At 71.6% G+C, this 24,880-nt stretch carries 36 protein-coding genes and 1 pseudogene; 34 read left to right on the top strand and 3 right to left on the bottom strand.

Features of this window, described 5'->3' with window-relative positions:
* Nucleotides 1-113 precede the first annotated feature (113 nt).
* Both OOK41_RS31820 and OOK41_RS31815 read right to left on the bottom strand, forming a co-directional pair.
* Nucleotides 114-1,541: a site-specific integrase gene (locus OOK41_RS31820; protein ID WP_266268174.1), complete on the bottom strand. Its 1,428-nt coding sequence runs from the start codon at nt 1,539-1,541 to the stop codon at nt 114-116.
* 2 nt (nt 1,542-1,543) lie between these two features.
* Nucleotides 1,544-2,095 carry a helix-turn-helix transcriptional regulator gene (locus tag OOK41_RS31815; protein ID WP_266268173.1) on the bottom strand — a complete coding sequence of 184 codons (552 nt, stop codon included), beginning with the start codon at nt 2,093-2,095 and terminating at the stop codon, nt 1,544-1,546.
* Between the two features lie 119 nt (nt 2,096-2,214).
* Between OOK41_RS31815 and OOK41_RS31810 the strand changes: the two genes are divergently transcribed.
* The 21 genes and pseudogenes from OOK41_RS31810 to OOK41_RS31710 all read left to right on the top strand — a co-directional run bounded on the left by OOK41_RS31810 (nt 2,215) and on the right by OOK41_RS31710 (nt 15,593).
* The gene (locus OOK41_RS31810) at nt 2,215-2,445 is read left to right on the top strand and encodes a helix-turn-helix domain-containing protein (protein WP_266268172.1); all 231 of its coding nucleotides are present in this window, start codon (nt 2,215-2,217) and stop codon (nt 2,443-2,445) included.
* A gap of 331 nt (nt 2,446-2,776) precedes the next feature.
* Nucleotides 2,777-3,400, top strand: a complete 624-nt coding sequence (locus OOK41_RS31805) for a hypothetical protein (protein ID WP_266268171.1) — start codon at nt 2,777-2,779, stop codon at nt 3,398-3,400.
* Nucleotides 3,397-3,783 (top strand): hypothetical protein, encoded by a 387-nt coding sequence (locus OOK41_RS31800; protein ID WP_266268170.1) that lies wholly within the window; start codon nt 3,397-3,399, stop codon nt 3,781-3,783. The genes OOK41_RS31805 and OOK41_RS31800 overlap by 4 nt, the downstream gene beginning before the upstream one ends.
* Entirely contained in the window at nt 3,783-4,109 is a 327-nt protein-coding gene (locus OOK41_RS31795; RefSeq protein ID WP_266268169.1) for a hypothetical protein, read from the top strand. Before OOK41_RS31800 ends, OOK41_RS31795 begins: the two co-directional genes overlap by 1 nt.
* Nucleotides 4,106-4,516, top strand: a complete 411-nt coding sequence (locus OOK41_RS31790; protein WP_266262370.1) for a hypothetical protein — start codon at nt 4,106-4,108, stop codon at nt 4,514-4,516. The genes OOK41_RS31795 and OOK41_RS31790 overlap by 4 nt, the downstream gene beginning before the upstream one ends.
* The gene (locus tag OOK41_RS31785) at nt 4,513-4,845 is read left to right on the top strand and encodes a hypothetical protein (protein WP_266268168.1); all 333 of its coding nucleotides are present in this window, start codon (nt 4,513-4,515) and stop codon (nt 4,843-4,845) included. The genes OOK41_RS31790 and OOK41_RS31785 overlap by 4 nt, the downstream gene beginning before the upstream one ends.
* Nucleotides 4,842-5,174 (top strand): hypothetical protein, encoded by a 333-nt coding sequence (locus OOK41_RS31780; protein WP_266268167.1) that lies wholly within the window; start codon nt 4,842-4,844, stop codon nt 5,172-5,174. Before OOK41_RS31785 ends, OOK41_RS31780 begins: the two co-directional genes overlap by 4 nt.
* Nucleotides 5,171-6,535, top strand: a complete 1,365-nt coding sequence (locus tag OOK41_RS31775) for an ATP-dependent RecD-like DNA helicase (RefSeq protein ID WP_266268166.1) — start codon at nt 5,171-5,173, stop codon at nt 6,533-6,535. Before OOK41_RS31780 ends, OOK41_RS31775 begins: the two co-directional genes overlap by 4 nt.
* Nucleotides 6,532-6,996, top strand: a complete 465-nt coding sequence (locus tag OOK41_RS31770; RefSeq protein WP_266268165.1) for a hypothetical protein — start codon at nt 6,532-6,534, stop codon at nt 6,994-6,996. Before OOK41_RS31775 ends, OOK41_RS31770 begins: the two co-directional genes overlap by 4 nt.
* Complete coding sequence (locus OOK41_RS31765; RefSeq protein ID WP_266268164.1) at nt 6,993-7,889, top strand: hypothetical protein; 897 nt, start codon at nt 6,993-6,995, stop codon at nt 7,887-7,889. The genes OOK41_RS31770 and OOK41_RS31765 overlap by 4 nt, the downstream gene beginning before the upstream one ends.
* A gap of 28 nt (nt 7,890-7,917) precedes the next feature.
* Nucleotides 7,918-8,607 carry a hypothetical protein gene (locus OOK41_RS31760; RefSeq protein WP_266268163.1) on the top strand — a complete coding sequence of 230 codons (690 nt, stop codon included), beginning with the start codon at nt 7,918-7,920 and terminating at the stop codon, nt 8,605-8,607.
* Between the two features lie 78 nt (nt 8,608-8,685).
* Nucleotides 8,686-11,514 (top strand): hypothetical protein, encoded by a 2,829-nt coding sequence (locus tag OOK41_RS31755; RefSeq protein WP_266268162.1) that lies wholly within the window; start codon nt 8,686-8,688, stop codon nt 11,512-11,514.
* Nucleotides 11,515-11,680: 166 nt separating this feature from the next.
* Complete coding sequence (locus OOK41_RS31750) at nt 11,681-11,989, top strand: hypothetical protein (protein ID WP_266268161.1); 309 nt, start codon at nt 11,681-11,683, stop codon at nt 11,987-11,989.
* Nucleotides 11,986-12,501 carry a hypothetical protein gene (locus OOK41_RS31745; RefSeq protein WP_266268160.1) on the top strand — a complete coding sequence of 172 codons (516 nt, stop codon included), beginning with the start codon at nt 11,986-11,988 and terminating at the stop codon, nt 12,499-12,501. Before OOK41_RS31750 ends, OOK41_RS31745 begins: the two co-directional genes overlap by 4 nt.
* A pseudogene (locus OOK41_RS31740) lies at nt 12,455-12,577 on the top strand (cellulose-binding protein); the annotation flags it as partial. The gene OOK41_RS31745 and the pseudogene OOK41_RS31740, both read left to right, overlap by 47 nt.
* Nucleotides 12,519-13,532: a hypothetical protein gene (locus OOK41_RS31735; protein ID WP_266268159.1), complete on the top strand. Its 1,014-nt coding sequence runs from the start codon at nt 12,519-12,521 to the stop codon at nt 13,530-13,532. The pseudogene OOK41_RS31740 and the gene OOK41_RS31735, both read left to right, overlap by 59 nt.
* Before the next feature lie 3 nt (nt 13,533-13,535).
* A complete protein-coding gene (locus OOK41_RS31730) occupies nt 13,536-13,790 on the top strand; it encodes a hypothetical protein (protein WP_266268158.1) in 255 nt (84 codons plus the stop codon).
* 15 nt (nt 13,791-13,805) lie between these two features.
* Entirely contained in the window at nt 13,806-14,066 is a 261-nt protein-coding gene (locus OOK41_RS31725) for a hypothetical protein (protein ID WP_266268157.1), read from the top strand.
* Nucleotides 14,063-14,242 (top strand): hypothetical protein, encoded by a 180-nt coding sequence (locus OOK41_RS31720; RefSeq protein ID WP_266268155.1) that lies wholly within the window; start codon nt 14,063-14,065, stop codon nt 14,240-14,242. Before OOK41_RS31725 ends, OOK41_RS31720 begins: the two co-directional genes overlap by 4 nt.
* On the top strand, nt 14,239-14,763 hold the full coding sequence (locus OOK41_RS31715; protein ID WP_266262356.1) for a hypothetical protein: 525 nt from the start codon (nt 14,239-14,241) through the stop codon (nt 14,761-14,763). Before OOK41_RS31720 ends, OOK41_RS31715 begins: the two co-directional genes overlap by 4 nt.
* Nucleotides 14,764-14,771: 8 nt before the next feature.
* Nucleotides 14,772-15,593 carry a hypothetical protein gene (locus OOK41_RS31710; RefSeq protein WP_266268154.1) on the top strand — a complete coding sequence of 274 codons (822 nt, stop codon included), beginning with the start codon at nt 14,772-14,774 and terminating at the stop codon, nt 15,591-15,593.
* Nucleotides 15,594-15,639: 46 nt separating this feature from the next.
* Here the strand turns inward: OOK41_RS31710 and OOK41_RS31705 are convergent, their stop codons facing one another.
* Nucleotides 15,640-15,864, bottom strand: a complete 225-nt coding sequence (locus OOK41_RS31705) for a hypothetical protein (protein WP_266268153.1) — start codon at nt 15,862-15,864, stop codon at nt 15,640-15,642.
* A 156-nt stretch (nt 15,865-16,020) separates the two neighbouring features.
* On the opposite strand from OOK41_RS31705, the gene OOK41_RS31700 reads away from it, so the two are divergent.
* From OOK41_RS31700 to OOK41_RS31640, 13 genes are all read left to right on the top strand, one after another.
* Nucleotides 16,021-16,239 carry a hypothetical protein gene (locus OOK41_RS31700; RefSeq protein WP_266268152.1) on the top strand — a complete coding sequence of 73 codons (219 nt, stop codon included), beginning with the start codon at nt 16,021-16,023 and terminating at the stop codon, nt 16,237-16,239.
* 196 nt (nt 16,240-16,435) lie between these two features.
* Nucleotides 16,436-16,729 carry a hypothetical protein gene (locus tag OOK41_RS31695; protein WP_266268151.1) on the top strand — a complete coding sequence of 98 codons (294 nt, stop codon included), beginning with the start codon at nt 16,436-16,438 and terminating at the stop codon, nt 16,727-16,729.
* Nucleotides 16,730-16,965: 236 nt separating this feature from the next.
* Nucleotides 16,966-17,409 (top strand): hypothetical protein, encoded by a 444-nt coding sequence (locus tag OOK41_RS31690; RefSeq protein ID WP_266268150.1) that lies wholly within the window; start codon nt 16,966-16,968, stop codon nt 17,407-17,409.
* Complete coding sequence (locus OOK41_RS31685) at nt 17,354-18,898, top strand: hypothetical protein (protein WP_266268149.1); 1,545 nt, start codon at nt 17,354-17,356, stop codon at nt 18,896-18,898. Before OOK41_RS31690 ends, OOK41_RS31685 begins: the two co-directional genes overlap by 56 nt.
* 17 nt (nt 18,899-18,915) lie before the next feature.
* Nucleotides 18,916-19,194: a hypothetical protein gene (locus OOK41_RS31680; protein ID WP_266268148.1), complete on the top strand. Its 279-nt coding sequence runs from the start codon at nt 18,916-18,918 to the stop codon at nt 19,192-19,194.
* The gene (locus OOK41_RS31675) at nt 19,178-20,581 is read left to right on the top strand and encodes a phage portal protein (protein ID WP_266268147.1); all 1,404 of its coding nucleotides are present in this window, start codon (nt 19,178-19,180) and stop codon (nt 20,579-20,581) included. The genes OOK41_RS31680 and OOK41_RS31675 overlap by 17 nt, the downstream gene beginning before the upstream one ends.
* Nucleotides 20,578-20,769, top strand: a complete 192-nt coding sequence (locus tag OOK41_RS31670; RefSeq protein WP_266262347.1) for a hypothetical protein — start codon at nt 20,578-20,580, stop codon at nt 20,767-20,769. The genes OOK41_RS31675 and OOK41_RS31670 overlap by 4 nt, the downstream gene beginning before the upstream one ends.
* On the top strand, nt 20,769-21,515 hold the full coding sequence (locus OOK41_RS31665) for a hypothetical protein (RefSeq protein WP_266268146.1): 747 nt from the start codon (nt 20,769-20,771) through the stop codon (nt 21,513-21,515). Before OOK41_RS31670 ends, OOK41_RS31665 begins: the two co-directional genes overlap by 1 nt.
* A 2-nt stretch (nt 21,516-21,517) precedes the next feature.
* On the top strand, nt 21,518-22,765 hold the full coding sequence (locus tag OOK41_RS31660) for a phage major capsid protein (protein ID WP_266268144.1): 1,248 nt from the start codon (nt 21,518-21,520) through the stop codon (nt 22,763-22,765).
* A 59-nt stretch (nt 22,766-22,824) separates the two neighbouring features.
* Nucleotides 22,825-23,037, top strand: coding sequence for a hypothetical protein (locus tag OOK41_RS31655; protein ID WP_266268142.1), 213 nt, complete (start codon nt 22,825-22,827; stop codon nt 23,035-23,037).
* A 44-nt stretch (nt 23,038-23,081) separates the two neighbouring features.
* Nucleotides 23,082-23,585, top strand: coding sequence for a hypothetical protein (locus tag OOK41_RS31650; RefSeq protein ID WP_266268141.1), 504 nt, complete (start codon nt 23,082-23,084; stop codon nt 23,583-23,585).
* 3 nt (nt 23,586-23,588) lie between these two features.
* The gene (locus OOK41_RS31645) at nt 23,589-24,407 is read left to right on the top strand and encodes a hypothetical protein (RefSeq protein WP_266268140.1); all 819 of its coding nucleotides are present in this window, start codon (nt 23,589-23,591) and stop codon (nt 24,405-24,407) included.
* A 26-nt stretch (nt 24,408-24,433) separates the two neighbouring features.
* Complete coding sequence (locus OOK41_RS31640) at nt 24,434-24,874, top strand: hypothetical protein (RefSeq protein WP_266268139.1); 441 nt, start codon at nt 24,434-24,436, stop codon at nt 24,872-24,874.
* Nucleotides 24,875-24,880: the final 6 nt, after the last annotated feature.

Below are 24,880 nucleotides of genomic sequence, written 5' to 3'. Positions count from 1 at the left end.
CTCGTAATGCGTAGGTCGACGGTTCGATTCCGTCAGGCGGCTCGGGGTAGCAAAAGGCCCTGGTCACTTCGGTGACCAGGGCCTTTGCCGTTGCTCGTATCGGTGTCCGGCTATCAGGAAGATCGGCGGCGGCGGCGCTCGGTGACAAGATCGGTGACAGTGGCCAAGTTCTCCGGCTTCGCCGCAGGCTGGCTCGGACCGAACATCCCGGCCTCCATCGCCGCGGCGGCACGACGGGTTAGCTCCACCCCGACGTCCTGGTACCCACGGGTCGTGCGGATGTCCGTGTGCCCCAACGTCTCCTGAACGATGGAGATGTCCACACCCATTTCCAGCAGCGCCGTTGCGGTGGAATGCCGCATCACATGCACGCGGGCTTCCGGCACCCCAGCTTCCCGGAGAATCTCCTTCCACTCCGCCCAGTCGACGCGCGGATCTATCGGCCGGCCGTCCCGATGGCAGAACACGTAATCGTTCGCCTTCCACCAGGTGCCCGCCTCGCGCATTTCGGCCTTCTGCGCCTCCTGGTGCTCCCGCAGCAACTGGGCCACCCCGGGCGGCAACGCGACAACACGCGGATGCGGCCGGCGTCGCCAACCCTTCGGACGCGTAATCACCAGTCCTCCATCCTGTTTGTTCGGGCACGTTGATGCGTGTCCCTCGCAATCGCGCGGGCACGGCGGCGGGCAGCCGCGCTTTCCCTTGTGCCGCTTGCAGTCTTTCGGGCACGGCTCGAACCGGTGCAGCCCCTTGCGATTCTTCGGCCGCGGCCGGGCACCGCACGCGTGCGGGTCGTCGCAGCCGTGCCGCCAGGTGAGCCGCTGCAGCTGCCACTGGATCGTGACGACCTCGTTGTCCAGGTCCAGATCGGGCCAGCGGAGCCCGAGCGTCTCGCCCTGCCGGGGGCCGATGGCGAGCCCTACGTACCAGCGGGCGCCGTTGCGGCGGCGCCGCGCCACCTCCAGGACCGCCCGCGACTCGTCTCGCGACAGGGATTCCCGAGCCGTCGTCGGCGCGCCCGGCGGGTCCATCAGCTTCGCCACGTTCCGGGTAACCCGCCCACGCCGCAGCGCGATCTCCAGCCCTCGCCGGATCACCGCGTGCGTCTTCAGGACGTGCCCCTCCGAGCACGGCTTCGGCTTCTTCGAGTACATCGCCTTGTACAGCCGGTCGAGATCCTCGGTTTCTAGCGCGTCGACCAGGAGCCCGCCGAGGTGCGGGAAGATCCAGTTGCGGCAGCGGGACCAGTAGTCGTCGAGGCTGCGCCGGGCGAGCTGCTTCGCGCCGTACGGGGCGATGTCGGTCAGCCAGGTGGTGAACCACTGCTCGACGGTCGGCGTGCGGCCGACGCGCGGCTTGTGGCCGGCGTCCACCTTCTTCAATAGGTCGCGGAGCTTGCCCCGTACATCGGCTTCCGTCTTGCCGGACCGGTGCCGGCGGTCGAGCTGTCCGTTCGGCTTTCGGCCGACAGTCACCTTGGCGTGGTAGAGCCCGTCGGGGCCGAGGGTGACCGGCACGTCCCGCCAGTGCGGCACATCCATGCTCAGTCCGCCTCGCGCTCGCGGCGACGCCGGGCCAGGTAGCGGATCATGGTACGGATCTCCTGCTTCTCGGCCTCGGAGACGTTGGGATCGCGCAGCCGGCGAGCGACCTCCTGCATGTCGGGTTCCAGATCCAGCGGCTCGGACGGTTGCGGCTCCCCGTCCTCGGCCCATCCGAGCGTCTGGTACGCCACGCGGATCGACACGCCGAGGCCTTCGCAGAAGCCCCGGACCTGGCTGGCGCGCGGGTCCTTTGTCCACTCGCCGCTGCGCCACCGATACAGCGTCGCCGAGCTGACCCCGGTCGCCTTGACGATCTCGTCAATGGTCATGCCGCGCTCGCGGGCCTCGCGTAGCGCGCGGTCAACGAGACGACCGAACTTAGCGGCCCTGACCTGCGCAGATGTTGACATGCGCAGACGGTATTTCCCGTGATCGGGAAGGCCTTCCTGTCCACGGAAGAATTCCCGATCTCGACGACGCCGCGGCGGGCTGAGGAGCCGCATCGGTCGGACCGGGACGCGGCCCCCCAGCAAGCCTGAATTGCTCTGCATGGCTTGACCATAGACGTACAGGAGATCAACAAGAACTGACCGAAAGTATGAGTCCTTCCCGATGTCGAGAACCCGGCCGGTGGCGTACGGTCTTCTCGAACACGAGAAAGGATTTCTCAGTGATTCCCGAGATTGAGAAGACTGCCCCGCCCGCAACCCGCGACCTGTATCCCGTCAACGACGTCGCCTACCGGCTCGGTGTCACCCCCCGCAAGGTCTGGATGCTGATCTCCAAGAACCGCATCCGGACCAAGCGGCTCGACGGCCGCCGGCTTGTCCCCGCCGACGCCCTTGCCGAGTTCATCGCCAACCTGCCGGACGGCGACTCCGACAAGGCGAGCGCGGCATGACGCACCCGGGTGGCGGATCCGGTGGCACCGGACCAGGTGGCGGTGCTGGCACCGGCCCCGGCCGCCTGCACCGCCGCCTCGGCGGGCTCCAGCCACCGCGGCTCGGTGAGCAGTTGGAGCTGGTCGCCGCCGTCACGCAACCGCCGCGTTTGCACCCCGGGCCGCACGTGCCCGCGCCGATCCAGCCGGGCCGGCCGGGGCAGTCGGGGCCGCACGCCCCGAAGCCGACGCCGGTCAGGTAGCAGCACCCGACACGACGCGAGCCCCCGGCCGGTGCAACGGCGCGAGGGCTCCACACCCGGACACACCAACCGCGAAGCAAGGAGTCCAGATGCACCCGAACCCTATCCCGGCCGAGCAGCCGCGCACGATCAAGGCCCGGTACCTGGCGGCCGGCCTGTCCGTCGTCTACGGCGACGGCACCCGCGACCTGGTCGCCGACGTGGTACGCGACGGCGACGACGTCACGGTGACGATGGCGGACGGCGCGGCGGCGTCGTACGACGTCGAGGAGGGCGTCACGGTCCTGCGGACGACCAAGGACGAGCTGACGATCCCCGCTGGCGCGGTCGACGTCCTCGCCGCCCGGATCGCCGACGTCAACGCCGAGGTCGCCGAGGTCGAGTTGGACCCGCGCCGCGCCGCCTACGAGCTGGTGCTCGCCGGGGTCGCCGCCGGCCTGCCCATCCCCGACGAGACGTGGATCCCGTCGAACAACACCGTCTTCACCGTCCACCTGGCCGACAACGACCCGGCCAGCGTGGACAGCTGGGCCGCCTTCCTCGGACTGGAGACGCCGGCCTACGGCAGCACCATGCGGGGGCCCCGGCGGCCGTTCCGGTCCTACGAGGCGAAGGGGCGGAACTGCCCGGGGATGCCGGGTTGGTTGGTGGACGTGCAGAGCTTCTGCGACGTCGCCGAGCTGGAGGCGCAGCAGGCCGGCGGTGTCCAGTGACGGCCCCGGACCTGCCCCCGGTGCAGCCTCTCGGCCCTACCCCCGGCACCGGCTCCGGCAGCCGCCCCGGCCCCGACTTCGACGCGACGGGTCTGCGCTACGACCGCGGCGACCTGGAGGAGCAGCCCACCACCGGCGTGCTGCCGACCGGGGTGGAGGGCTGGTCCGCGACCGGCCGCCGGACCTCCGCCGACGTGTTCACCGTCCAGCTCAAGCCCTGCTGCGGCGACGTGCTGCTCGGCGAGTACTGCGACTGCGCGGAGTTCGCCGCCGGCCTCGACCTCGCCCCGGTGATCGTGATGCCGCCCTTCGACCTGCGCCGGCTCGCCGAGCAGCACGTGACGGCCGCCGAGTGGGACCGGCGCGAGCGGGGCGCTGCGTGATGGCCGCCCTGATCATCGCCGTCGCCGTGCTCGCCGCCACCGTGGCCGTCCTGGTCCGGCTGCTGGTCCTCGCCGACCGGCAGATGCGCTCCCTGTCGGTCCGGGTGCGGCACCAGGCGGACCGCATCCGGGCGCTGCGGGCGGAGGCCCGGTCCCGCGCGGACGAGGTGGACCTGCTGTCGGCGGCCTGCGACCGGCTGACCGCCCGCAACGAGGCCCTGCGCGACGAACTGGACGCCCGGCAGGGCCGTCGCCCCTCGCTGACCGACTGGTGGCAGGCGTACGTGGCCGAGCTGCCTCTGACCCACCCGGGAGATGCCCGATGACGACCACCGACACCCCGACCACCGCGCTGGACCTCGACGCCATCCGCCCCGCCACCGACCTGCTGATCACCCAGCTCCGCGAGGCGCTCGGCGAGATCAAGGCCCACACTCACCCGGCCAGCGGTGAGGACTTCAACTGCCTGAACCTCGTGAGCTGGCTCGGTGAGCGCATGGGGCCGGTCTTGCGCCGGCTCGCCGACGAGCAGGCCGAGACCCGGAAGTGGCAGGAGCGGAACGCCGCGCTGGCCGACGAGTTCACCGCCGAGGCGGACCGGTTCCGCGCCGCCCTGGCCGCCGAGCAGACCCGGACCTCCCGGCTGGAGGACGCGCTCGCCGCCACCGAGCAGCAGGCCGCCTCCATGCGGATCGCCCTCGACCGGGCCGACGCCGAGGCGGAGGGCCGATGAGCACCGACGAGCTGGCCCCGCTGCACCCCGACGCCACCGGCCTCACGCTCTTCCGGGCCCTCCCGAACGACGACTGCCGCGCCTACAGCGAGGTCGAGTTCACCCAGGGCCGGGCCGGCGTCGCGCGCTTCCTCCACCGCCTCCGCGCGCTCGGCTACATCCGCAACAGTTCCGCCGACCCGAAGTCCGGCTACGGCGTCCTCGACGTTCTCAACGCCGACGGGGACATCGTCCAGGACTACGAGGTGACGTCGTCGCGGGCGCACGCCTACATCAAGCGGAAGCTCCGCCTGACGGTCGTGCGCCCGCCCGCCGAGGCGGCCCGGTGAGCCGCGCCTACACCGGCCTGCACCGGCCGGACACCGTCCAGGCCGTCGGCCCCGACTACAGCCCGCTGCACCCGGCGGACCGGCTCCGCCTCAACCCGACCACGTGGCAGGACCCGGCCCGGGCGCTGCCCGCCGGCCCGGAGGAGCGCACCGGCGTCATGCCGGCCGTGACCGCCGCCGACACGGCCGTCATCCCTGCGGTGCCGGCGTCCCGTGACGACGTGCTCGCCGAGATGCGCGCCGACCTGGGCGCCCCGGCCGGGCCCCTCGACCAGTGGGCCACCGCCGGCCACCCCACCACCGACACCCGAGAGGAGCAGCAGGCGTGACCGATCTGGACCTGCGGCTCGCCGACCTCGTCGGCACCGACGACCCGCCCACCCCGCCGCCGGCGCCCGCCACCCGCGAACTCGAGTTCGCCCCGCAGCAGCAGGAAGCCATCCAGCGGATCACCGACTGGTTCGCCGACGACACCAGCCAGGTGTTCCGGCTGTTCGGGTACGCGGGCACCGGCAAGACCACCCTCGCCCGACACATCGTCGAAGGCCTAGGTGTGTCCGCCCTCTACGCCGCGTTCACCGGCAAGGCCGCCTACGTGCTCCGGAGCAAGGGCTGCGACAACGCGTCCACCGTCCACAGCCTGATCTACCAGCCTGTGGAAAAGGCCCGCAAGCGGCTGGAGGAGCTGAAGGCGCAGCTGCGCGACACCGACGACCCGGCCGAGCGGGCCGAGCTGGCCCGGCAGGTTGCACACGAGCAGTCGAAGATCGACTCCCCGGACTGGATCCTCCGCGACGAAACCGAACTGACCGCCGCGAACCTCCTCGTCCTCGACGAGGTGTCGATGGTCGGCGAGCGCATGGCCTACGACCTGCTCAGCTTCGGCACGCGGATCCTGTGCCTCGGCGACCCGGCCCAGCTGCCCCCGGTCGACGGCGGCGGCTACTTCATCAACCACGCCGCCGACCACCTGCTCACCGAGATCCACCGGTCCGCCCTCGACTCGCCGGTCACCCGCATGGCCACCGCCATCCGCAACTCGGAACCCGGCCGGCGCGACTACGGCATCGGCGGCCGCGACGGCGACTCCGGCCGCGTCGACCGCCTGTCCATCGCCGACCTGCTCGCCTTCGACCAGGTCCTCGTCGGCCGCAACGCCACCCGCTGGCAGGCCGTGCACCTCCTCCGGGCCCTGCGCGGCCTCATCGGCGCCCCGCAGTCCGGTGACCGGATCATCGCCCTGGCGAACTCCGGCGAGGCCGAGGTGTTCAACGGCCAGCAGTTCGACGTCATTGACGCTCTGGACTCCGACCGGCCGGACCGGCACCGCCTGGTCGTCCGCGACGACGAGGGGAGCGAACGCGACCTCACCGTCTGGGCGTCCGGCTTCAAGGACCTCGAAGGCGAGAAGCAGGCCAAGCGCGACGGCCGCGGCACCATCGTCGCCGCCACGTTCGCCCAAGCCATCACCACCCACAAGAGCCAGGGGTCGCAGTGGCCGCGGGTGCTGGTCGTCGACGAGTCTTCGGTGTTCTACGGCGCGGCGTACCGCGAGCACGCAAAGACGCTCGGGCCGGCCACGGCCGCCATCGAGGGGCACGTCAACGGCCGCCGCTGGCTCTACACCGCCGTCACGCGGGCAGCCAAGCAGGCCGTCATCGTCCCCAGCCTCAACGGAGTCCTCGCATGAGCCAGATCGACATCGGCGCCGATCAGGACCGCGTTGACGCCTTCAACACAGAGCACTCGGTCGGCAGCTGGGTCCGCTACTGGACCGGCACCCGCCAGGACCCGGCCAAGAGCGGTCAGACCCGCACCGAGGCGCAGCTGCTCAGCGGCCACACCCCGGTTGTCTGGGTGACCGGTCACGGCGCGTGCGTCGCCCTGACCCACGTCGACGTGATCCCGGGCCAGCCGGAGGACATCGAAGACGACAGCCGAGACCTGCCCAACCTCTACGCCGCCGCCGAGCGGGTCGGCGAGTACATCGCCGCCAACGGCGACGGCATCTACGACGTCATCGGCGGCCACCCGCTGTACGCCCGCGACCTGGAGGCCCTGCGCCAGGCCGCCAACGACGTTGAGCAACTGCGCGAGATGCTGCTCAACGAGCGCGAGGCGCACGCCAAGACCATCCGGGACCGCGCATGACCGCCGCTGTCTCCGACGCCGAGCTGGCCGCGCTCATCGCGTCCCTGCGCATCGACCAGCCCGCCCCCGCGCCGGCGCCGGCCGGCCCGCCGCCGTCAACGGTCGCCGAGATGCGGGAGGTCCTGGGCGACCTCGACGCGTCCCGGCCCCGCAGCCAGCAGACCCGCCTCGGCCCGTCCGAACTCGGCACCCCGTGCCAGCGGCAGATCGCCATGAAGCTGGCCGGCATCGTCCGTCAGCCGGAGGACAAGCGGCCGCCGTGGGCGCCGATGCAGGGCACCGCCATGCACGGACTGATGGAGGAAGCCCTGCGCTTCCACAACCAGCAGCTCGGCCGCGACCGGTGGGTCATCGAGGAGAAGCTGACCGTCGACCCCGGGCTGCCCGGCGTCGACCCGATCACCGGCCACGGCGACGCCTTCGACACCGACCACGCGTGCGTCGTCGACTGGAAGTACACCGGCGTCACCGCGCTGCGTGCGGTCAAGCGCAAGACGGTTCCCAACGCCGAGCTGGTCAAGCCGGAGTACCGCATCCAGGCACACCTCTACGGCCGCGGCCACGAACGCGCCGGCCGGGACGTGCGCTACGTGCGGCTCGTCTTCCTGGCCCGCTCCCACGACTACGCCGACAGCGCGGAGTGGACGGAGGAGTACCGACCCGACATCGCCGACTGGGCCATCGACCGGTACTTCGCCACCCACGACCTCATCGGCCCCCACGGCCTGGACGTGGCCACCAACCCCGACCGGTGGCCCGCCGTGCCGGCCACCCCCGGCAAGGCGTGCGACTGGTGCCCGTTCCGCCGGGTCGGCGGGCCCGCCGACGCCACCGGCTGCCCGGGCGACACCGACCAGAAGATCACCAATCAGCTCCGCGGCCTCATCGCGTAGCACACCACCCCTCAAGAAGGAGAACGTCATGAACGTCATGGACGCAAACGCCCTGCTCATGGGTGGCGGAGTCAAGTCCGTCAACTGGAAAGACAACCCGATCGGCCACACCGTCATCGGCACCATCGCCGAGACGCCGAAGGTCGAGCAGATGAAGAAGTTCAACTCCGACGAGCTGGACTTCTGGCCCTCGGGTGACCCGAAGATGCAGATCGTCGTCACCCTCCAGACCGACCAGCGGGACCCGGCCAACGAGCAGGACGACGGCAAGCGGCGCCTGCACATCTCGCCGCGGATGATGAGCCCGGTCCGGGAGGCCGTGCAGCGGATCGGCGCGAAGGGCCTGGAGATCGGCGGCCGGCTCGCCGTGCGGCGGGTCGGCGGCAGCGGCGCCGTCGGCGACCCGTACACCTTCGCCGCCGAGTACGGCGCCCCCGCGATCGACCCCGGCAGCCTCCTCGGTGGCAACGGTGGCGGGCAGCCGGCGCAGGCTCCGGTCAGCCCGGCCCCCGCCGCCCCGGCAGCGCCGATGCTCACGCCGGCGGCCCCCGCCGCCCCGGCAGCGGCGCAGTCCCTCGGCATCACCCAGCCCGCCGCCGGCGCCATCCCGTGCCCGGCCGGCATGGACCCGGAGAAGTGGGCCGCCCTGCCCGAGATGCAGCAGCGGGCCATCGCCGCCGCCATGGCCCCTACCGCGGGCGCCGGCATCCCGTTCTGACCCACCCGCTCAACCGTTCCTAGCAGCCCCCGCCCCGCCCTTCGGGGCGGGGGCTGCCCCACCCAGATCGGAGCATCGATGACCATCACGACGGCAGGCAGCGCGGCAGGCGTCACCATCGACCTGGCCGCCGTCCGCCGCTGGCTCGGGATCCTCCACGGCGACTCCCCGGGCCACGTGCATGTGTGCTCCACCGGCGACTGGACCGGCCGCATCTTCGGCGACCTCGACGCCGCCACCACGTACGCCAGCTACCTCGACCAACAGGGCCGCGAAGGCATCTACCTCCGGATCACCACCCTGCGCACCGACCGCACCATCGGCGGCCGCGGCGGCGCCACCGACTCCGCCGCCCTGCCCGCCCTCTGGGCCGACCTCGACCTCGCCGGCCCCGGCCACGCCGAACAGGACCTCCCCCCGGACGAGACCGCCGGCCGCGCCGTCATCGCCGCCACCGGGCTCCCGGAGCCAACCATCTGGGTGCACTCCGGCGGAGGCCTCTACCCGATCTGGCTCCTCACCGAACCGCACACCATCACCCCCGACAACCTCGACCAGGCCAAGGCCCTCGCCCGGGACTGGCAGCGGATCATCGAACACGCCGCCGCCTCCATGGGCTGGCGGTACGGCCGCGGCGTCGGCGACCTCGCCCGGGTGCTCCGCATCCCCGGCACCGTCAACCGCAAGGAAGGCCTCGCCCGGCCCTGCCGCATCGTCGGCGCCATCCCGCACCGGTACACCGTCGCCCAGCTCCAGGTAGCCCTCGACGCCGCCATGCAGCGCATCGCCCCGGCCCCGGCAACCCCACCGACGGCGGCCAGCCCGATCATCAGCGGACCCACCAACGGCACCCGAGCACCCGGCCAGGTCCACCCCGGCGAGGACTTCAACGCCCGCACCGAATGGTCACAGGTCCTCGGCGTTGCCGGGTGGCGCGAGCACTACCGCTCCGACGACGACGTCACCTACTGGACCCGACCGGGCAAGCCCACCGGCATCAGCGCCTCCACCAACGCCCTCGGCACCGACCGACTCCACGTCTTCACCACCAGCGCGGCCCCGCTTGACGGCGGCGAGTCCTACAGCAAGTTCGGCGCATACGCGGCGCTGCACTTCGGCGGCGACCACAAAGCCGCAGCCCGGGCACTCGGCCAGCAGGGCTTCGGCAGCGGACTGCCCGACCCGGCCACCGAACAGGCCACGATGATCCGCGACCTCGTCGGCCACCTCCACCAGCCCGGCCCGGCCACCGCCACGCCGACTGCCGCCGGCAGCCCTGCGACCGAGCCGACCCCGGCCGACCCGGCCCGCACGCCGCCACGGATCTGGACCCCGGAGATCGACGTCACCAACCCGGCCGTCGCCGCCGACTGGCTACGCGAAGAGGCAGGGCGCGGGAAGCTCGCCGGCCTGTTCCGCCGCCTCGACGCCATCGTCCACACCCCTCGCGAGGGTGAAGACGGGTACGTGCCGCTCACCGACGTCGAGACCAACAACGACGGCCCCGCCCAGGTGCGCCCGGTCAACGACTCCACCCTTGCCAGCAGGATCACCTACACCTACGGCTGCTTCCGCTGGACCAAGAAAGGCGAAGAGGACGTACCCGTCCAGGCTCTCTTTCCCCGGCCCGCCGCACGCACCGCCATCGACGTGCCCGACATGCTGCCCAACCTGCGGGTGCTGCGCGGCGTCATCCACACCCCCGTCGTCCGCCCCGACGGCAGCCTCATCGAAGCCCCCGGGTACGACCCGGCCACCGGACTCCTGCACCTCCCGGAGCCCGGCCTCGTCGTGCCCCGCGTCCCCGAGCAGCCCACCGACAGCGACGTCCGCGATGCCGTGAAGCTGCTCCTGGAGATGATCGACGGATTCCCCTTCATCTCCGAGCACTACCGCGCCAACTACCTCGGTGCCCTGCTCACCCCGCTGCTGCGGTCGCTGACCCCGCCGCCGTACAAGCTCCACGCCATCGAGGCCCACCAGCCCGGCTCCGGCAAGACCCTGCTCGCCAATCTCGCCCGGCACATCCACGGCGGGGTGTTCCGCGCTGAGCTGCCCGAGGACGACGCCGAGCTGCGCAAGCAGATCACCGCCATCCTCTCCATCACCACCGGGCCCGTCGTCGTCCTCGACAACGTGAGCGGCGCACTGAAGAGCAGCACCCTCGCCGGTCTGCTCACCACCGACCTGTGGGACGACCGGCCCTTGGGCTCCACCTCCTGGACGCGGTCCACCAACGACCGCATCTGGACCGTCACGGGCAACAACATCTCCATCGGCGGTGACCTGCCGCGGCGCACCATCCGCACCGTCATCGACCCCGGCCAGCCCAACCCAGAACTGCGCACCGGCTTCGCCATCGACAACTTGGAAGGCTGGGTGAAGGAACGGCGCGGGGAATTGCTCCACGCACTCCTGACCTTGGTGCGTGCCTGGGTGGCCGCCGGAAAGCCGCTACCGGTCGAAAGAGCCAGCGACAGTTACGCCCGATGGGTCCGCACCGTAGAAGGCATTATCACCACCGCCGGAATCGCCGGCCAATTCGATCACGTCTCCACTCAGGTGGAAGTCGGCACCGACGACGACGAATGGTCGGTTTTCTTGGCTGCCGTGTTCAAGGCGTATAAGGATCGGGCCTGGACGGCAAAAGAGCTCCTCAGCGACGTCGACACCGGCAACCTCATCGCGCCTGGGCTGATTCCTGCGGAAGCGCTGCCGGACGAGCTCGCCGCCAAGGCCGCCAAGGCGCCGAAAGGTCCGGTGGGCATCGCCAAGTCTCTCGGTCGGTGGCTCGCCAACCGCGAGGGCCGGTGGGCCGGTGGTCTGGCTGTCCGCTGCATCGGCAAGGACCGCGACGGGATCAAAGAGTGGCAGATACGGGCGAACTCGGACAGGGGTGAGTCGTGAGTTGCGGGGTTTGGGGGTTTGCCGGGTTTCTTTCGGCCCCCCGCGCGCCCCTGAACGACCAAGCGACTACACATCGTAACCGATTGGTTGGTGGCACTCCCGGCGTCCGTCGCAGAAAACCCGGCAAACCCCCAAACCCCGCAGGCGGTCAACCGAGGCGGACCCGATGAGGCAGCACTTCATCTCCACCACCGCCACCGAAGCCCGGTGCCCCCGCTGCCACGCAGCACTCCTCACCGCCCTGGACGAAGGCCTCCCCGTCCGCGTCGACGCCACCCCGCTGCCCGACCGCGCCGCAGAAATCAACGCACTCCTCGATGGCCGATGGACCTACACCCACACCGCCAACAAACACCTCGTCATCCGCGACGAACACCGAATCGCCGCCAACACAATGCGCGGCACCGTCCACGCAGAACACAAATGCACCGGCCCCACCCAACTCACCATCGAAGACCTGATCGGAGAGAAATGACCGGCCCCCGCGTAATCGGACTCGACCTCTCAATAACTGCCACCGGAATCGCATGGTGCGACGGCAGCACCTACACCGTCGCGACGAAGAAGACCGGTGACTCCCGACTGCTCGCCATCACCGACGAGGTATGCCGCGCCGTCGACGGCCGCTCCATCGACCTCGTCGTCATCGAAGACCTCCCCACCCACGCCAAGGCCGCCGGCATCACCGGCATGGTCCACGGCGCCGTCCGCGCCTACCTGCTCCACCTCGGCACCCCGTACGCCCTCATCACCCCCGCGAGCTTGAAGAAGTACGCCACCGGCCGCGGCAACGCCGGCAAGCCCGAGATGGCCGTTGCGCTCTACAAGCGGGCCGGCCGCGAGCTCGCCGACGACAACCAGGTCGACGCCTGGTGGCTGCGCGCCGCCGGCCTCGACCACCTCGGCCACCCGCCGGCCGACATGCCGAAGAACCACCGGGCCGCCCTGGACGCCGTCCGCTGGCCCACCGCCGCCCAGCTCGCCTGACCCGGAAGGACACCGCCATGACCTACGCCGACCGCATCCCGCTCATCCGCCCCGCCGACGCCCTCCGCCAGGCCCGCACCGCCGGCATCTTCGCCCCGGACCGCCCGGCGCCCACCGACGCCGACCGCATCGAGGCCGAGCGTGACGACCTCCGCATCCAGCTCGGCCGCGAGCAGGCCGAGACCCGCAACATGGTCCGCGACCGCGACGAGGTGATCCGCGAGCGCGACGAGGCCCGCCGGGCGTGCGACGACGCCCACGCCACCGCCGACTACTGGCAGGGCATCGTCACCACCGTCTGCGGCGAGCGCGACGAGGCCCTCGGCACCATCAGCCAGGCCTGGGCCGCCCTCAACGCCGCCGGCCTGGCCAGCCCCACCGCCTCCGTCGCCGAGCTGATCGGCCAGCTCACCGCCGAGCGCGACGAGGCCCGCCGGGAGCGCGACAAGCTCGACGCCGAGGCCACCCGGTGGAAGACGCGGCTCGTCGACGACCTCGACCGCGAAAACCGCGCTCACGGCGAGACCGTCAAGGAGTACGAGCGCGTCGAGCAGATGGCCGACAACCTCGCCGCCGCCATCGCCCGCCTCACCGGCGCCCAGATCGGCGAGCACAGCAGCATGAACTGCCCCTGGGAGAACGCCCTCCAGGCCGCCACCGAGCGGGCCGAGACCGTCCCCACGCCGCGGCCCCCCGGTTCCGCCCCGGACCGCGCGCAGGACGAGCCCGCCGAAGAGCGCACCGAGTACGGCGTCCGGCTCATCCTCGCTGACGGCACCACCGAGACGCTCGACAGAGTCGACCTCGCCCTCGCCGAGCTGACCGTTGCCCGCCACGCCCGGGCCCGCGCCGACAACCCGGGCTGGCGGTGCGTCAGCGCCGAGGTCATCCAGCGGACGCTCACCCCCTCGGCGTGGTCGGTGCGTACCGGACCCGTCGACCCGGCGTGCGAGCAGCACTCGCTCGGCCCCGAGTCGACCTGCACCACCACCTGCCCGGCCAACCCGGCCAACACGCCGGTGGAGGGCTGACCGGTGGCCGCGACCCCGCACTCCGCCCGCGTGTTCATCGCCGTCGACCCGGTCCAGGACTACGAGGAGACCCTGACCATCCTCGGCGTGTACGGCTCCCTCGCCGCCGCGCAGGTCGGCGTGCGGCAGCACCGCGCCCGCCCCCACGGCCCGTACGCCGGGTGGCCAGGCCGCTCCACCGAGGTGCAGGAGTGGGTCGGCGACGAGCATCGCAAGACCTGGACGTACCGCCCGGCGACCGGATGGCGGGAGGGCTGACCGGTGCAGGGACAGATGGAACTGTTCGCCACCGATGCGCCCGCCAACGTGGAGACCGCCGCCCCCGTCCGCACCTGGGCCGACGTGCGCCGCGGCGAGCGGCGCACCTACAACGTGCCCGGATCGCCATGGCGCGGCACCTGGACCGTCCGCCGCATCGAGCAGCACCCCAACGCCCCGTACGCGCTGATCGTCGACTTGGTTAACGAGGACGGCCGCGTCTGGCAGTCGTGCCCGCACCGCGACGCCCCCGCCGACGTGGACGCCACCTCGTGACCGCCCGCCGCGTCCTGGCCGTCTCCGCCGCCGCACTGGTGGCGGGGACGGCCGCCACCCTCGCCGCCGCCGCCGACGCCTGGACCCGCGACGGCGCCCTCGTCCTCGTCGCCCTCGCCGCCGTCTGGACCGCCCAGGCCATCCCGCCGCTCATCCGCACCAGGAGGACCAGGTGAGCCAGCCGTGGCGCCGATCCAGCCGCGCCGACCCTCGGGCCCTACCCCTCGCCGACCGCCACTACAACCGCCAGAAGCCCGGCTCGCCGCAGTTCGTCCCACCCGGACGCTGCCTCGTCCTGCTCACCGACCCCGCCGACGCGCTCTGGGTCACCTCCTGGCCCATCGCCGCCTACGTCCGCCATGCCTGGGCCGGCGCGTGGATGAACAGCCTGTTCCGCCGGGAGCCGGAGTGCGAGTACCTCGCCTCCGACCTCATCGCCGCCGCCGTCGCCGCCACCCGCGCGCACTGGCCCGATGTCCCGCCCCTCGGGATCGTCACCTTCGTCGACCCCACCAAGACCCGCCGCAAGCGCGACCCGGGCCGCTGCTACCGCCGCGCCGGCTTCACCCCGGTCGGCGAGACGAAGGGTGGACTGCTCGCCCTCCAGCAACTGCCCGCCGACATGCCCGACCCGATCGACGCCCGCCCCCCGGCCGCCGCCGGTGGCCAGGGCGACCTGTTCGACCTCACCGCCTGAGGAGCACCGTGATCAGCCCGCACCACCTCCACGCCCTGGCCGCCGCCTGGTCGCTTCACGCCGCGCTCGCCCGGCTCACCAAGCTCACCGAGGACGAGGCCACCCAGATCCTCGCTGAGTGCCTCGAAGCCGCCGACAGCCTCCGCTCCCCGAGCTGGGGCAGCCGACACGCCAGCGGCGGCCACAGCGACCCCGTGAGCGGCCTCCTGCTTGCCAGCCAGCGGACGGAACGGATCAACCGGTGGGCGACGCTGGCCGAACGCGCGGAACGCCGCCTCACCGGCATCGCCGGCATGCTCCGAACGCCGGCAGACCTCGGACCGCTCGGCCAGATCATCACCGCCATCCCGCAGCTCCAGCCCGGCACCGCCGCCGTCGTCCACCGGCACCTGGTCGACGAGGACACCTGGGTCCGCGCCGCGGTCGGCCTCAGCCCAGACCGCAAGCCCTTGCCCGGCGTCGCCTGCCCGCACTGCGGGGAGCGGCAGCTCGTCGTGCAGGCCGCCGGCCCCGTCGAGGCCTGGACCGTCGTCTGCGCCACCGGCCGGCTCTGCGTCGGCCGCGGCTGCCCGTGCGGGATGCCCGGCGCGGTGGAGGGTGCCGCTCACATCTGGCCCCGGGCCGCCGTCCTCGGTGCGGTCGCGGGGCCGCACACGCCCAGACCCGCTGACCCGACCGACCCGAGAGGACCGACCATGCCGGTAGAGATCGCGAAGTGGAAGACCGTCCACGCCATCTGCCACCACGTCTACGGCGACGAGTGGGACGACGAGGAGGCAGCCCAGGCGTACGACGAGGAAGGCAACGGCCTCTGCGCCGACTGCGGCTGACCGCTCCGGCCCGGGGTGCGACCGTGCGCCCCGGGCCACCCGACCGTCAGAAGCCCAACGCCGTCAATCCGAGCTCAGCCAGCGTCGATGACGCCGACTGGCCGCCGCGCTGACCAGCAACCTCGGCAAGCGTGACACCAGCAGCGATCAGGGCCTTGATCGTCGTGTCGGCGTCCTCGAAGCTGAGCAGCTTCCGGACCCCGTCCTCGTCGCCTTTCACGGCAACGCTGAGGATGGCCACACCGTGAGCAACGGTCTCTTCAGGGGTCATTGAGCCAGGGTGCCGCACGAGGGCTAGCCCTGCCGGACAGCCAGTGCGCTGGAGCGCTTGCTCGCATATTCACAGCCGGCACTCAGAAAACGCGCATCATAATCGCTGTTATGTGTGGCGCGACCCGCATCAGCCTAGGAAGGTACGGTTAGGACCGTGATCACCGTGGAGGGCCGGGAGTGGGGCACCGCCGAGCAACTCGCCGAGCGCCTGGGCCCCGACGTCACCGTCGCCATGGTCCGCCGCTGGCGCGACCGCAAGGGACTCGCTGTGCGCGCCGGCTACAGCCCGCTCGACGAGGCCGCCGCCATCGAGCACGCTACCCGGACCTCGGCGCGCGGACGGCCTCGTCGACTTGACCTTGCCGCCGCCTGACCGCATCATTTGTTCACATCCCGCGTAGGCGGAGTGTGCCCACAGCCCGGCCGGTTGACCTCAGGTCCCGCCGGGCTGCTGCGTTCCCGGGGACAGGACGCAGGGCGTGACGCGGGCAGGCCGACGTGGTGGCCGGCCTGCCCGCACCAACCACCAGGAACCACCGGGGGCACCGCGAAGTCCGGGGGAGGTGACCATGCCCACCACCACCGACCGCGGCCTGGGCTGGGAGCACCAGCAGGCCAGAGCCCGCGCCCTCGCCGTCCTCAAGCCAGGCACGCCCTGCCACAAGTGCGGCCACCCGATGGACAAGGCCACGCAGAAGCTCGACCTCGACCACCTCAGGCCCCGCGTGTACGGCGGCACCGGTGGACCCCGCCGCCTGGCCCATGCCTCCTGCAACCGACGCGAAGGACAAGCGATCGGCCAAGCGCGACGACGCGTTGCAGCACGAGCGCAGCAGCCTGCGGTCAACTCCCGCCCTTGGTGACGCAGGGTGCGGGTAGGGGGGCACCCTGACGACGCAGAGTGATGCACCCTGACCCTCCGCTCTTCCGTCAGGTTTCTCTCCCCCCGCGCCGGATCTTGGAGGCGGCCATGGCCACGTCGGCAGCGGAACGGCAGCGGCGGTCGCGCCGTCACCGTGCTGGTGACCACTCGCTTTGCGACCCGGCACGTTGTGACGGTGTGACGGTCACACCTGATGTCACAGCCGCTGTGACGCGGGTGCCAGCGAAGCCGGCCGAGGCCCGGCCGCCGGACCTCGGCACCCGGGGCCGCCGAGTGTGGCAGCAGGTGCACGACGAGGGGCCGGAGCTGAAGCCGGCCGAGCGGGTGCTGCTGGAGGAGGCGTGCCGGACGGCCGACCGGTTGGACGTGCTCGACCGGATCCTGCGTGGCGATGAGGACTCCTGGATGACCTTTCAGGCGATGTCCGAGGACGGCGACGTCGTCCGGGTGGTGCTGAACAACGCGCTGGCCGAGGCGAGACAGCAGCAGGTGGCGCTCAAGCAGTTGCTGGCAGAGCTGCGGCAGTCCCGGGCTGGGGTCGTGGGTGGCGGCAGGTCGGGAACGCCGCGTAGGCCGGCGGCGAGCGCTACGGAAGGCGGCGGCGGTGGCATCACGGATCTCACCGCTCGGATTGCTCGGCGGGCGCAGCCCGCGGGTTGACACCCAGCCCGCCTCGGTCGACTCGTACGGGCCGGAGGCAGTCGAGCTGATGCGCCGGGCCGGGCAGCCGCTCGACGCCTGGCAGGAGGATTCGATCCACGCCATGCTCGCGGTCCGCGAGGACGGCAAGTGGGCGTGCTTCGAGTTCTGCGAGTGGTGCTCCCGCCAGAACGGCAAGTCGGCCGTGCTGGAGGCCCGGGCTCTGGCCGGTCTGCTGCTCCTCGGTGAGCGGCTGATCATGTGGTCGGCGCACGAGTACAAGACGGCGATGGAGCAGTTTCGCCGGGTCGTGTGGATTCTGGGTCGGCTCGGCACGAGGCTCAACGACAACCTGTACGACGTTGACGGCATTCTCATCAAGGTCATCAACACCAACGGTGAGGAGTCGCTGGAGCGCCTCGACACCGGCGCCCGAATCAAGTTCGTCGCTAGGTCGAAGGGCTCCGGTCGCGGGTTCAGCGGCGACGTGAACCTCATCGACGAGACGTTCGCGTACACGCCGGTGCACCAGGCGGCGCTGATGCCGACTATGAGCGCCCGGCCGAATCCGCAGGTCGTGTACGCCTCGTCGCCGCCGCTGACCGGCGAGACCGGCGAGGTGATGTTCGCGCTTCGGCGCCGGGGCGACCCGGGCGCACCGAGGGGTGAGGATGACCCGCCGTGGACGCAGGATCCGGCCCTCGGGTACCGGGACTGGGGTCTTGCCGGCGACCTGGACCACCTCGACAAGGTTGATCTGGGCGACCAGCGGCTGTGGGCGGCGACGAACCCGGCCCTGGGTATCCGGATCAGCCTGGAGCACATCGCGCGGGAGTTCCGGGCGATGTCGCCGGAGGACTTCGGGCGCGAGCGGTTGGGCATCTGGCCTCGGTGGGTCGGTGGAGCGGAGCCGGAGTGGCAGGTCATCGGCGAGGCCGAGTGGTCAGACGCGCAGGACCCCGCGTCGCAGCTTGATGGACGGCCGGCGATCGGCGTGTATGTGCCGCCGGACCGGTCGTACACGGCGATCGGGCTGGCTGGGGCGGCTGTGGGCGGCGGTCGGCACATCGAGGTGGCCGGCGACGGCACCGTGCTGGATTACCGGCCGGGCACCGGGTGGGTCGTGGCCCGGCTGAAGGAACTGGAGCGGCATCAGCCGAGCGTGTTGGTGATCGACGACAAGGCGTTGGCCGAGGAGGCGGAGGCCGCCGGGTTGACGGTGCACCGGGCGAACGTCGGGGACATGGTGGCCGGCTGCCAGCTCCTCTACGACGGCATCTGCGGTCCGGACGTGGGTGGCCGGGATGTGGCGCACATCGGCCAGGGCGTGCTCACCGATGCCGCGCGGGGCGCGGTGAAGCGGGACGTGGGCGGGTCGTGGGCTTGGGCGCGCCGGGACGTGGCTGTCGATACCACCACCCTGGCGGCCGTGAGCTTGGCCCTGTTCGGCCACTCCACGCCTCGGCTGCACCGGCCGGTGTCGCGGATCCCGCTGGCCGCATTCGCCTGAGACGAAGGAGGTCCCCGGTGGCGGTGCTTGAGTACGCCGACGTGACGCGGGTGGACCGGGTGGACCGGATCACCGCGCAGGCCCGGCAGTGGCCGGCCGGGCGGACCCTGCTGGGGCTGCTGGCGGCGTTGCTGGTCGGGATCGGCCGCCTGGCGTTCGCCGTGTTCGCCGTGCTGTGGCTGGCGTGCACCTGGTGCGCGGCGGCGGTGAAGGTCGGGTGGGACGACGCCCGGGCTGCCCGGCAGGCGCGCGTCGACGAGGCGATGAGGCGGGCGGACGATGGCGTCAGCGCTTGAGCGGGTGACCGCCCGGCATCAGGCGATGCGACGGCCCGGCGGCGAGGTGAAGGGCTGGTCGGAGCCGCCATTCTGGCGGATGGAGCAGCTGCGCAACGCGCTGATCGGCTCGTCGGCCCCGGACCGGGAGCGCATCGAGCACGAGTTCGAGGGCTACGTCCAGGGCGCGGGCAAGGGCAACGCGGTGGTGTTCGCCTGCTGCTACGCCCGGCTGCGGGTGTTCGCCGACGTGCAGATGCTGTGGCGGGACCGCGTCGACGGGCAGCTCGGCCCGTTCTACGACTCGCCGGAGTTGGCGTTGCTGCGGCGGCCGTGGCCGACGGGCACGCTGGCGAACCTGCTGGCGTGGATGGAGGTCGACGCCACGTACGCGGGCAACTCGTACTCGACGTGGTGCGACGACGTCGGCCGGTTCGGTCGAGCCGCCCGCGGCCCGGGCCTGCGGTTGACGCGGCTGCGGCCGGACTGGGTGACCCTGGTGATCGGCTCCCACTCGGAAGACCCATTCGCGGTCGACGCCCGGGTGGTGGGGCTGCTGTACGAGCCGCCGACGTCGGGGCTGGGTGCCAGCACGCGGGCGAAGCCGGTGCTGCTGACGCCGGACGAGGTGTGCCACTACTCGCCGATCCCTGACCCGGCCGCCCGGTTCCGGGGCATGTCCTGGTTGACGCCGGTGCTGCGGGAGATCGGCGCGGACCTGGCGGCCACCGAGCACAAGTCGCGGTTCTTCGAGAACGGCGCCGCGCTGAGCACCGTGGTCAGCCTCGACAAGGACGTTACGCCGGAGAAGTTCGCCGAGTTCGTCGAGCTGTTCAAAGCCCAGCACGAGGGGCCGCGCAACGCGTACAAGACGCTGTTCTTCGGTGGCGGCGCGGACGTGACGATGCGCGGGGTGGACCTGCGCAGCCTGGACTTCAAGGCGGTGCAGGGCGGCGGGGAGACCCGGATCGCGGCGGCGGCCGGCGTGCATCCAGTGGTGGTGGGCCTGTCCGAGGGCTTGTCCGGGTCGAGTCTGAACGCCGGGAACTACAGCGCCGCTCGGCGCAACGTCGGCGACGGCACGCTGCGGCATCTGTGGGGTGAGGCGGCGGCCAGCCTGGAGACGCTGTTCCCCCTGCCGCGGCCGGCGGCGGAGCTGCGGCCGGACACCCGGGACACGGCGTTCGTGCGGGAGGACGCGAAGGACGTCGCCTCGATTCAGCAGACCCGGGCGACGGCGCTGCGGTCGCTGCTGGATGCCGGCTACGAGCCGGACGCGGCGGTCGAGTACCTGCGCACCGACGACCTGGCCCGCCTGGTGGGCCGACACTCCGGCCTGTTCAGCGTGCAGCTTCAACCGCCCGGCGCCGGCCAGGGCGATCCGTTGACCGAAGGAGGCGCGGCGTGACGTTCGAGGTTCGGAAGATCGCGTACGCGGTGACCGTCAACGTGGTCGACGGGGTGCCGCAGTGTCCGTGCCATCAGGAACCGATGGTCAAGCGCAGCGAGGGCTGGATGTGCGCGGACGGCGCCGTCGTCCTCGACGCGCTCGGGCCGGCCATGGCCCGGCTCGACATGCTGATGGGGGTGGCGTGATGCAGGTCAAGGCGCTGCGCGGGGTGGAGATCAAGGACGTCGACAAGGGCACCGTCGAGGCGGTGTTCTCGACGTTCAACGTGATCGACTCCGACCGGGACGTCACCCTGCCGGGCGCGTTCGAGGACGGCGCGCCGTGGAAGATCAGCGCGTACGGGCACCGGTCGTGGATGGGTGTCCTGCCGGTCGGCAAGGGCACCGTCCGCACGACGAACACCGAGGCGATCCTCGACGGCCAGTTCTTCATGGACACCACCCACGGCCGGGACACGTTCGCCACCGTGAAGGCGATGGGTGAGTTGCAGGAGTGGTCGTACTCCGTGCACCCGACCAAGGAGTCCTACGGCGAGTTCGAGGGCCGGCAGGTGCGGTTCCTGGAGCAGCTCGGTCCCGGCGAGGTGTCGCCGGTCCTCGCGGGCGCCGGGATCGGCACCCGCACCCTGGCGGCGAAGTCCGACGGCGGGCTGCTGCTGCACGAGATCGAAGAGGCGCTGGCGGCCATGGGCGTGGTCGACAGCGCGATGACCAGCGCAAGCAGAGTGGGCGCTCTCCGCGCTGAGCGAGGCAAGTCCCTGTCACGGGTCAACGCCGATGCCCTCGCCCGCCTCGGTGACGAGCTGAAGCGGCTCGGCGAGGCGTACGAGGCGCTGAAGGCCGGCGACCCGGGCACCGACCCCGACGGCGAGGCGGCCGAGGCCGTCGCCCGCGAGTACCTGCGGGCCGTCGCACGAGCAAGGAGAGCGTGAGCGTGAGCGACACCCAGGAGATCGAGTTCCCGGCGCTGAAGGAGGCGCAGGGCAAGCTCGACGCGAAGAACAAGGAGCTGTTCGCCGTCCTCGACGAGGCCGGTCCGGACTACGACATGAAGCTGGTGAAGTCCCTGCAGGGCGACACCATGGCGAAGGTCGAGTGGATCCGGGCGAAGAACGCCGAGATCGACGAGGTCGGCAAGGAGGTCGAGGGCCTGCGGCAGGTGGCCAAGGCCGCCGCCCGTCGTGGCGCCGCCGGCCGGGAGAAGGGTTCCGAGCCGGACTCGACGAAGGCCGGCCGGACCGGGCAGGGCCAGCCGGAGCTGAAGTCGTTCGGTGAGCTGTTCGTCGGCTCGGCCGCGTTCAAGGGCAAGCAGGGGTCGATCGGTCCGGAGGCCACTCTCGACCTCGACCTGAAGACGCTGATGCAGACGTCGGCCGGCTGGCTGCCGGAGACGACCCGCACCGGCCGGATCGTCGACTACGCCACCCGCCCCATCCAGGTTCTCGACTACATCCCCACCACCACGACCGCCCAGGCCGCGGTGGTGTACATGGAGGAGACGACCTTCACCAACAACGCGGCGGAGACCGCGGAGGCGGGCACCTTCCCGGAGTCGGCGCTGGCACTCACTGAGGTGTCCAGCCCGGTTCGGAAGGTCTCCACGTTCATCCCGATCACCGACGAGCAGCTGGAGGACGTCGACCAGGCCCGCGGCTACGTCGACAACCGGCTGCGGTTCATGCTGCGCCAGCGCATGGACGGCCAGGTGCTGGTCGGTAACGGCACCGCCCCGAACCTGCGCGGCATCAACAACGTTGTCGGCATCCAGACGCAGGCCAAGGGCACCGACCCGACCCCGGACGCCTTCTACAAGGCGATGACCCTGATCCGGACCGTCGGGCGGGCGATCCCGGACCTGCACATCATGCACCCGCTGGACTGGCAGGACATCCGGCTGCTGCGCACCGCCGACGGCGTGTACATCTGGGGGTCGCCGAGCGAGGCGGGCCCGGAGCGGCTGTGGGGCCTGCCGGTCGCCCAGTCCGACGCGCAGACGCAGAACACGGGCCTGACGCTCGACACCTCGTTCACGGAGCTGTCGATGCGCCGGGGCATCGTCGTGCAGGTCTCCAACAGCCACGGCACGTACTTCGTCGAGGGCAAGCAGGCGGTCCGCGCGGACGTGCGCGCCGCGTTCATCGTCTACCGGCCCACCGCGGTCTGCACGGTCACCGGTATCTGAGACGGCGCCGGGGGCGGGCCGGTCCGGTCCGCCGCCCGGCGCGCAGAAGGGACATCGACATGCCGATCCTCACGGGCGGTCAGGTGATGCCGGGCAACGGCATCCCCACGAGCGCGTTCACCAAGGCGGGCGCGCTCGCCGCGAACAACTTCGCCGGCCAGTGCGTCGTCGGGTCGCTGGCCATCGACACCTCGGCGGGCGTGCTCTACATCTGCACGGCCACGAACGGCACGACCACGGCGACGTGGGTGACTGTCGGGTCGCAGACCTGATGGCACTCGATATCCAGCGACTCAGGGACCAGGAGGGCCAGCAGATGGCGGGAAACATCAAGGCGGACCGGCGAATCTACCGCACGACCGACGGGCAGCTGGTGCGGGAGAACGACCCGCGCGGCGCGTACCTGGCGTACGCGGTCGGCGACGACGTCGCAGACGGGGAGGCGGACGCCTACCGCGCCCTGGTCGACGGAGACGCCGCCGAGCACGAGGTGCCGGGGCTGATGCACGACCGGCTGGCCACCCAGATCGCCGACGCGCAGCGGGTCATCGCGAACGCCCCGGGCTCCCCGGCGGCGGACGTGGCCGCGGACCGGATCGCCGCGGCGGCCGACCAGGTCGACGCCGGGTCGATCCCCCCGCCGCCCGGCCGGGACCACACCTCGCCGGTGGCGATCGTGCGGGAGTTCGCGGCCAGCGGGGACGGCCAGGACACCGGCCAGCCGGCCGCGAAGGGCCGCCGCCGCGCCGACACGAAGGCGACGGCGAAGCCGGCGGACAAGGCCGTCGACAAGCCCGCCGACAAGGCGTCGGGGAACTAACCCGTGTATGACGTCGGAGACACGGTCACGCTCAGCGCCACGTGCCACGACGCGGCGGGTCAGCCGGCGAACGCGGCCACCGCGACGCTGACCGTGACCCGGCCCGACGGGACCGTGGACCCACAGACGCCGACGAACCCGCCGGCGTCTGCGGGCCTCTACCAGCACCCCTATGTGCCCAGCCAGTACGGCCGGCACGTGGTCCGCTGGACGTTCACCGGTGGGGTGCCCGACCAGGCATACCCGGACGTGGTGAACGTCGCGGACGCGTCCTGGCCGGCCATCGTCGGACTCGGCGAGACCAAAAACCACCTGAACATCGACCCGACCAACACCACCCACGACGACGAGCTACGCGGGTTCATCCTGTCCGCCTCGGAAGTGGTGGAGTCCATCGTCGGGCCGGTCGCCCGCCGCACCGTCGTGGAGACACACGGCGGCGGCGGGCATCAGGTGGTGCTACGGCAGCGGCCGGTGCTGTCGGTGACGAGCGTGGTCGAGAACGGGGCGACCATGCCGCCGTCGGAGTACACGGTGACTCCGGCCGGGGTGCTCAGCCTCGGCTCGTCGTACTGGTGCAACCCCACGGTCACCTACGTCGTCGGCCGGCTCGCCGTGCCCGCCGCCGTGCTCGACGGCACGAAGGAGCTGATCCGCATCAACTGGCGACCCCAGACCGGCGGCAACGGGTCGGTGTTCGACCAAGGCCGCGGCGACACGTTCGGCCCGACCGGGCAGGGCGAAGTCCGGCTGGGGTTCTTCGTGCCGAACACCGTCATGCAGCGCCTGGAAACGGCCGCACGGCCACCGCTGGTGGCGTGATGGCGACGTCCAGCATTCCCGCCGCCGTGGACTACCTGGTGGCCACCGCCCGAACGCTGCCGGGCCTGACGTCTGACTCGGTGTCGGACGGCTTCCCGGCTGGCGTCGCCAACCCAGCGTTCGCGGTCGGCGTGGTCCCGTTCGACGACGGCGACACCGCGAACGAGGTCGTACACGCCCAGCTCGGCGCGCAGATGGAACGCGAGACGTACGAGATTCCGTGCGAGATCGCTGTCGGCGTCGGCGGTGGCGAGGAAGCCGCGAAGGCCGTCCGCGACCAGGCGTTCGGCATCTTCGACGCGTTCGTCACGGAGATCCGCCGCGACCGGACCCTCGGTGGTGCGCTGCACTCCGGCGCTGCGCTTGTGACGCGGGTGCGCATGGATCAGACCGCGACCCCTGAGGAAGCCGGCCGGGGCCGTATCTGCTCGATCAAGTTCGCGGTCCGCTGCGACAACCGGTTCTGAGGAGGG

Source organism: Micromonospora sp. NBC_01655 (assembly GCF_026339755.1).
Lineage (GTDB): Bacteria > Actinomycetota > Actinomycetes > Mycobacteriales > Micromonosporaceae > Micromonospora.
The sequence above is the reverse complement of the archived record's forward strand: the minus strand, read 5'-3'. Positions and strand labels throughout refer to the sequence as shown.

Coding starts and splice junctions, on each gene's coding strand:
- OOK41_RS31820 (WP_266268174.1), bottom strand. CDS start 1,541: ATGGATGTGCCGCACTGGCGGGACGTGCCGGTCACCCTCGGCCCCGAC.
- OOK41_RS31815 (WP_266268173.1), bottom strand. CDS start 2,095: ATGCAGAGCAATTCAGGCTTGCTGGGGGGCCGCGTCCCGGTCCGACCG.
- OOK41_RS31805 (WP_266268171.1), top strand. CDS start 2,777: ATGCACCCGAACCCTATCCCGGCCGAGCAGCCGCGCACGATCAAGGCC.
- OOK41_RS31795 (WP_266268169.1), top strand. CDS start 3,783: ATGGCCGCCCTGATCATCGCCGTCGCCGTGCTCGCCGCCACCGTGGCC.
- OOK41_RS31790 (WP_266262370.1), top strand. CDS start 4,106: ATGACGACCACCGACACCCCGACCACCGCGCTGGACCTCGACGCCATC.
- OOK41_RS31785 (WP_266268168.1), top strand. CDS start 4,513: ATGAGCACCGACGAGCTGGCCCCGCTGCACCCCGACGCCACCGGCCTC.
- OOK41_RS31770 (WP_266268165.1), top strand. CDS start 6,532: ATGAGCCAGATCGACATCGGCGCCGATCAGGACCGCGTTGACGCCTTC.
- OOK41_RS31765 (WP_266268164.1), top strand. CDS start 6,993: ATGACCGCCGCTGTCTCCGACGCCGAGCTGGCCGCGCTCATCGCGTCC.
- OOK41_RS31760 (WP_266268163.1), top strand. CDS start 7,918: ATGAACGTCATGGACGCAAACGCCCTGCTCATGGGTGGCGGAGTCAAG.
- OOK41_RS31755 (WP_266268162.1), top strand. CDS start 8,686: ATGACCATCACGACGGCAGGCAGCGCGGCAGGCGTCACCATCGACCTG.
- OOK41_RS31750 (WP_266268161.1), top strand. CDS start 11,681: ATGAGGCAGCACTTCATCTCCACCACCGCCACCGAAGCCCGGTGCCCC.
- OOK41_RS31745 (WP_266268160.1), top strand. CDS start 11,986: ATGACCGGCCCCCGCGTAATCGGACTCGACCTCTCAATAACTGCCACC.
- OOK41_RS31735 (WP_266268159.1), top strand. CDS start 12,519: ATGACCTACGCCGACCGCATCCCGCTCATCCGCCCCGCCGACGCCCTC.
- OOK41_RS31725 (WP_266268157.1), top strand. CDS start 13,806: ATGGAACTGTTCGCCACCGATGCGCCCGCCAACGTGGAGACCGCCGCC.
- OOK41_RS31705 (WP_266268153.1), bottom strand. CDS start 15,864: ATGACCCCTGAAGAGACCGTTGCTCACGGTGTGGCCATCCTCAGCGTT.
- OOK41_RS31695 (WP_266268151.1), top strand. CDS start 16,436: ATGCCCACCACCACCGACCGCGGCCTGGGCTGGGAGCACCAGCAGGCC.
- OOK41_RS31675 (WP_266268147.1), top strand. CDS start 19,178: ATGGCGTCAGCGCTTGAGCGGGTGACCGCCCGGCATCAGGCGATGCGA.
- OOK41_RS31665 (WP_266268146.1), top strand. CDS start 20,769: ATGCAGGTCAAGGCGCTGCGCGGGGTGGAGATCAAGGACGTCGACAAG.
- OOK41_RS31655 (WP_266268142.1), top strand. CDS start 22,825: ATGCCGATCCTCACGGGCGGTCAGGTGATGCCGGGCAACGGCATCCCC.
- OOK41_RS31650 (WP_266268141.1), top strand. CDS start 23,082: ATGGCGGGAAACATCAAGGCGGACCGGCGAATCTACCGCACGACCGAC.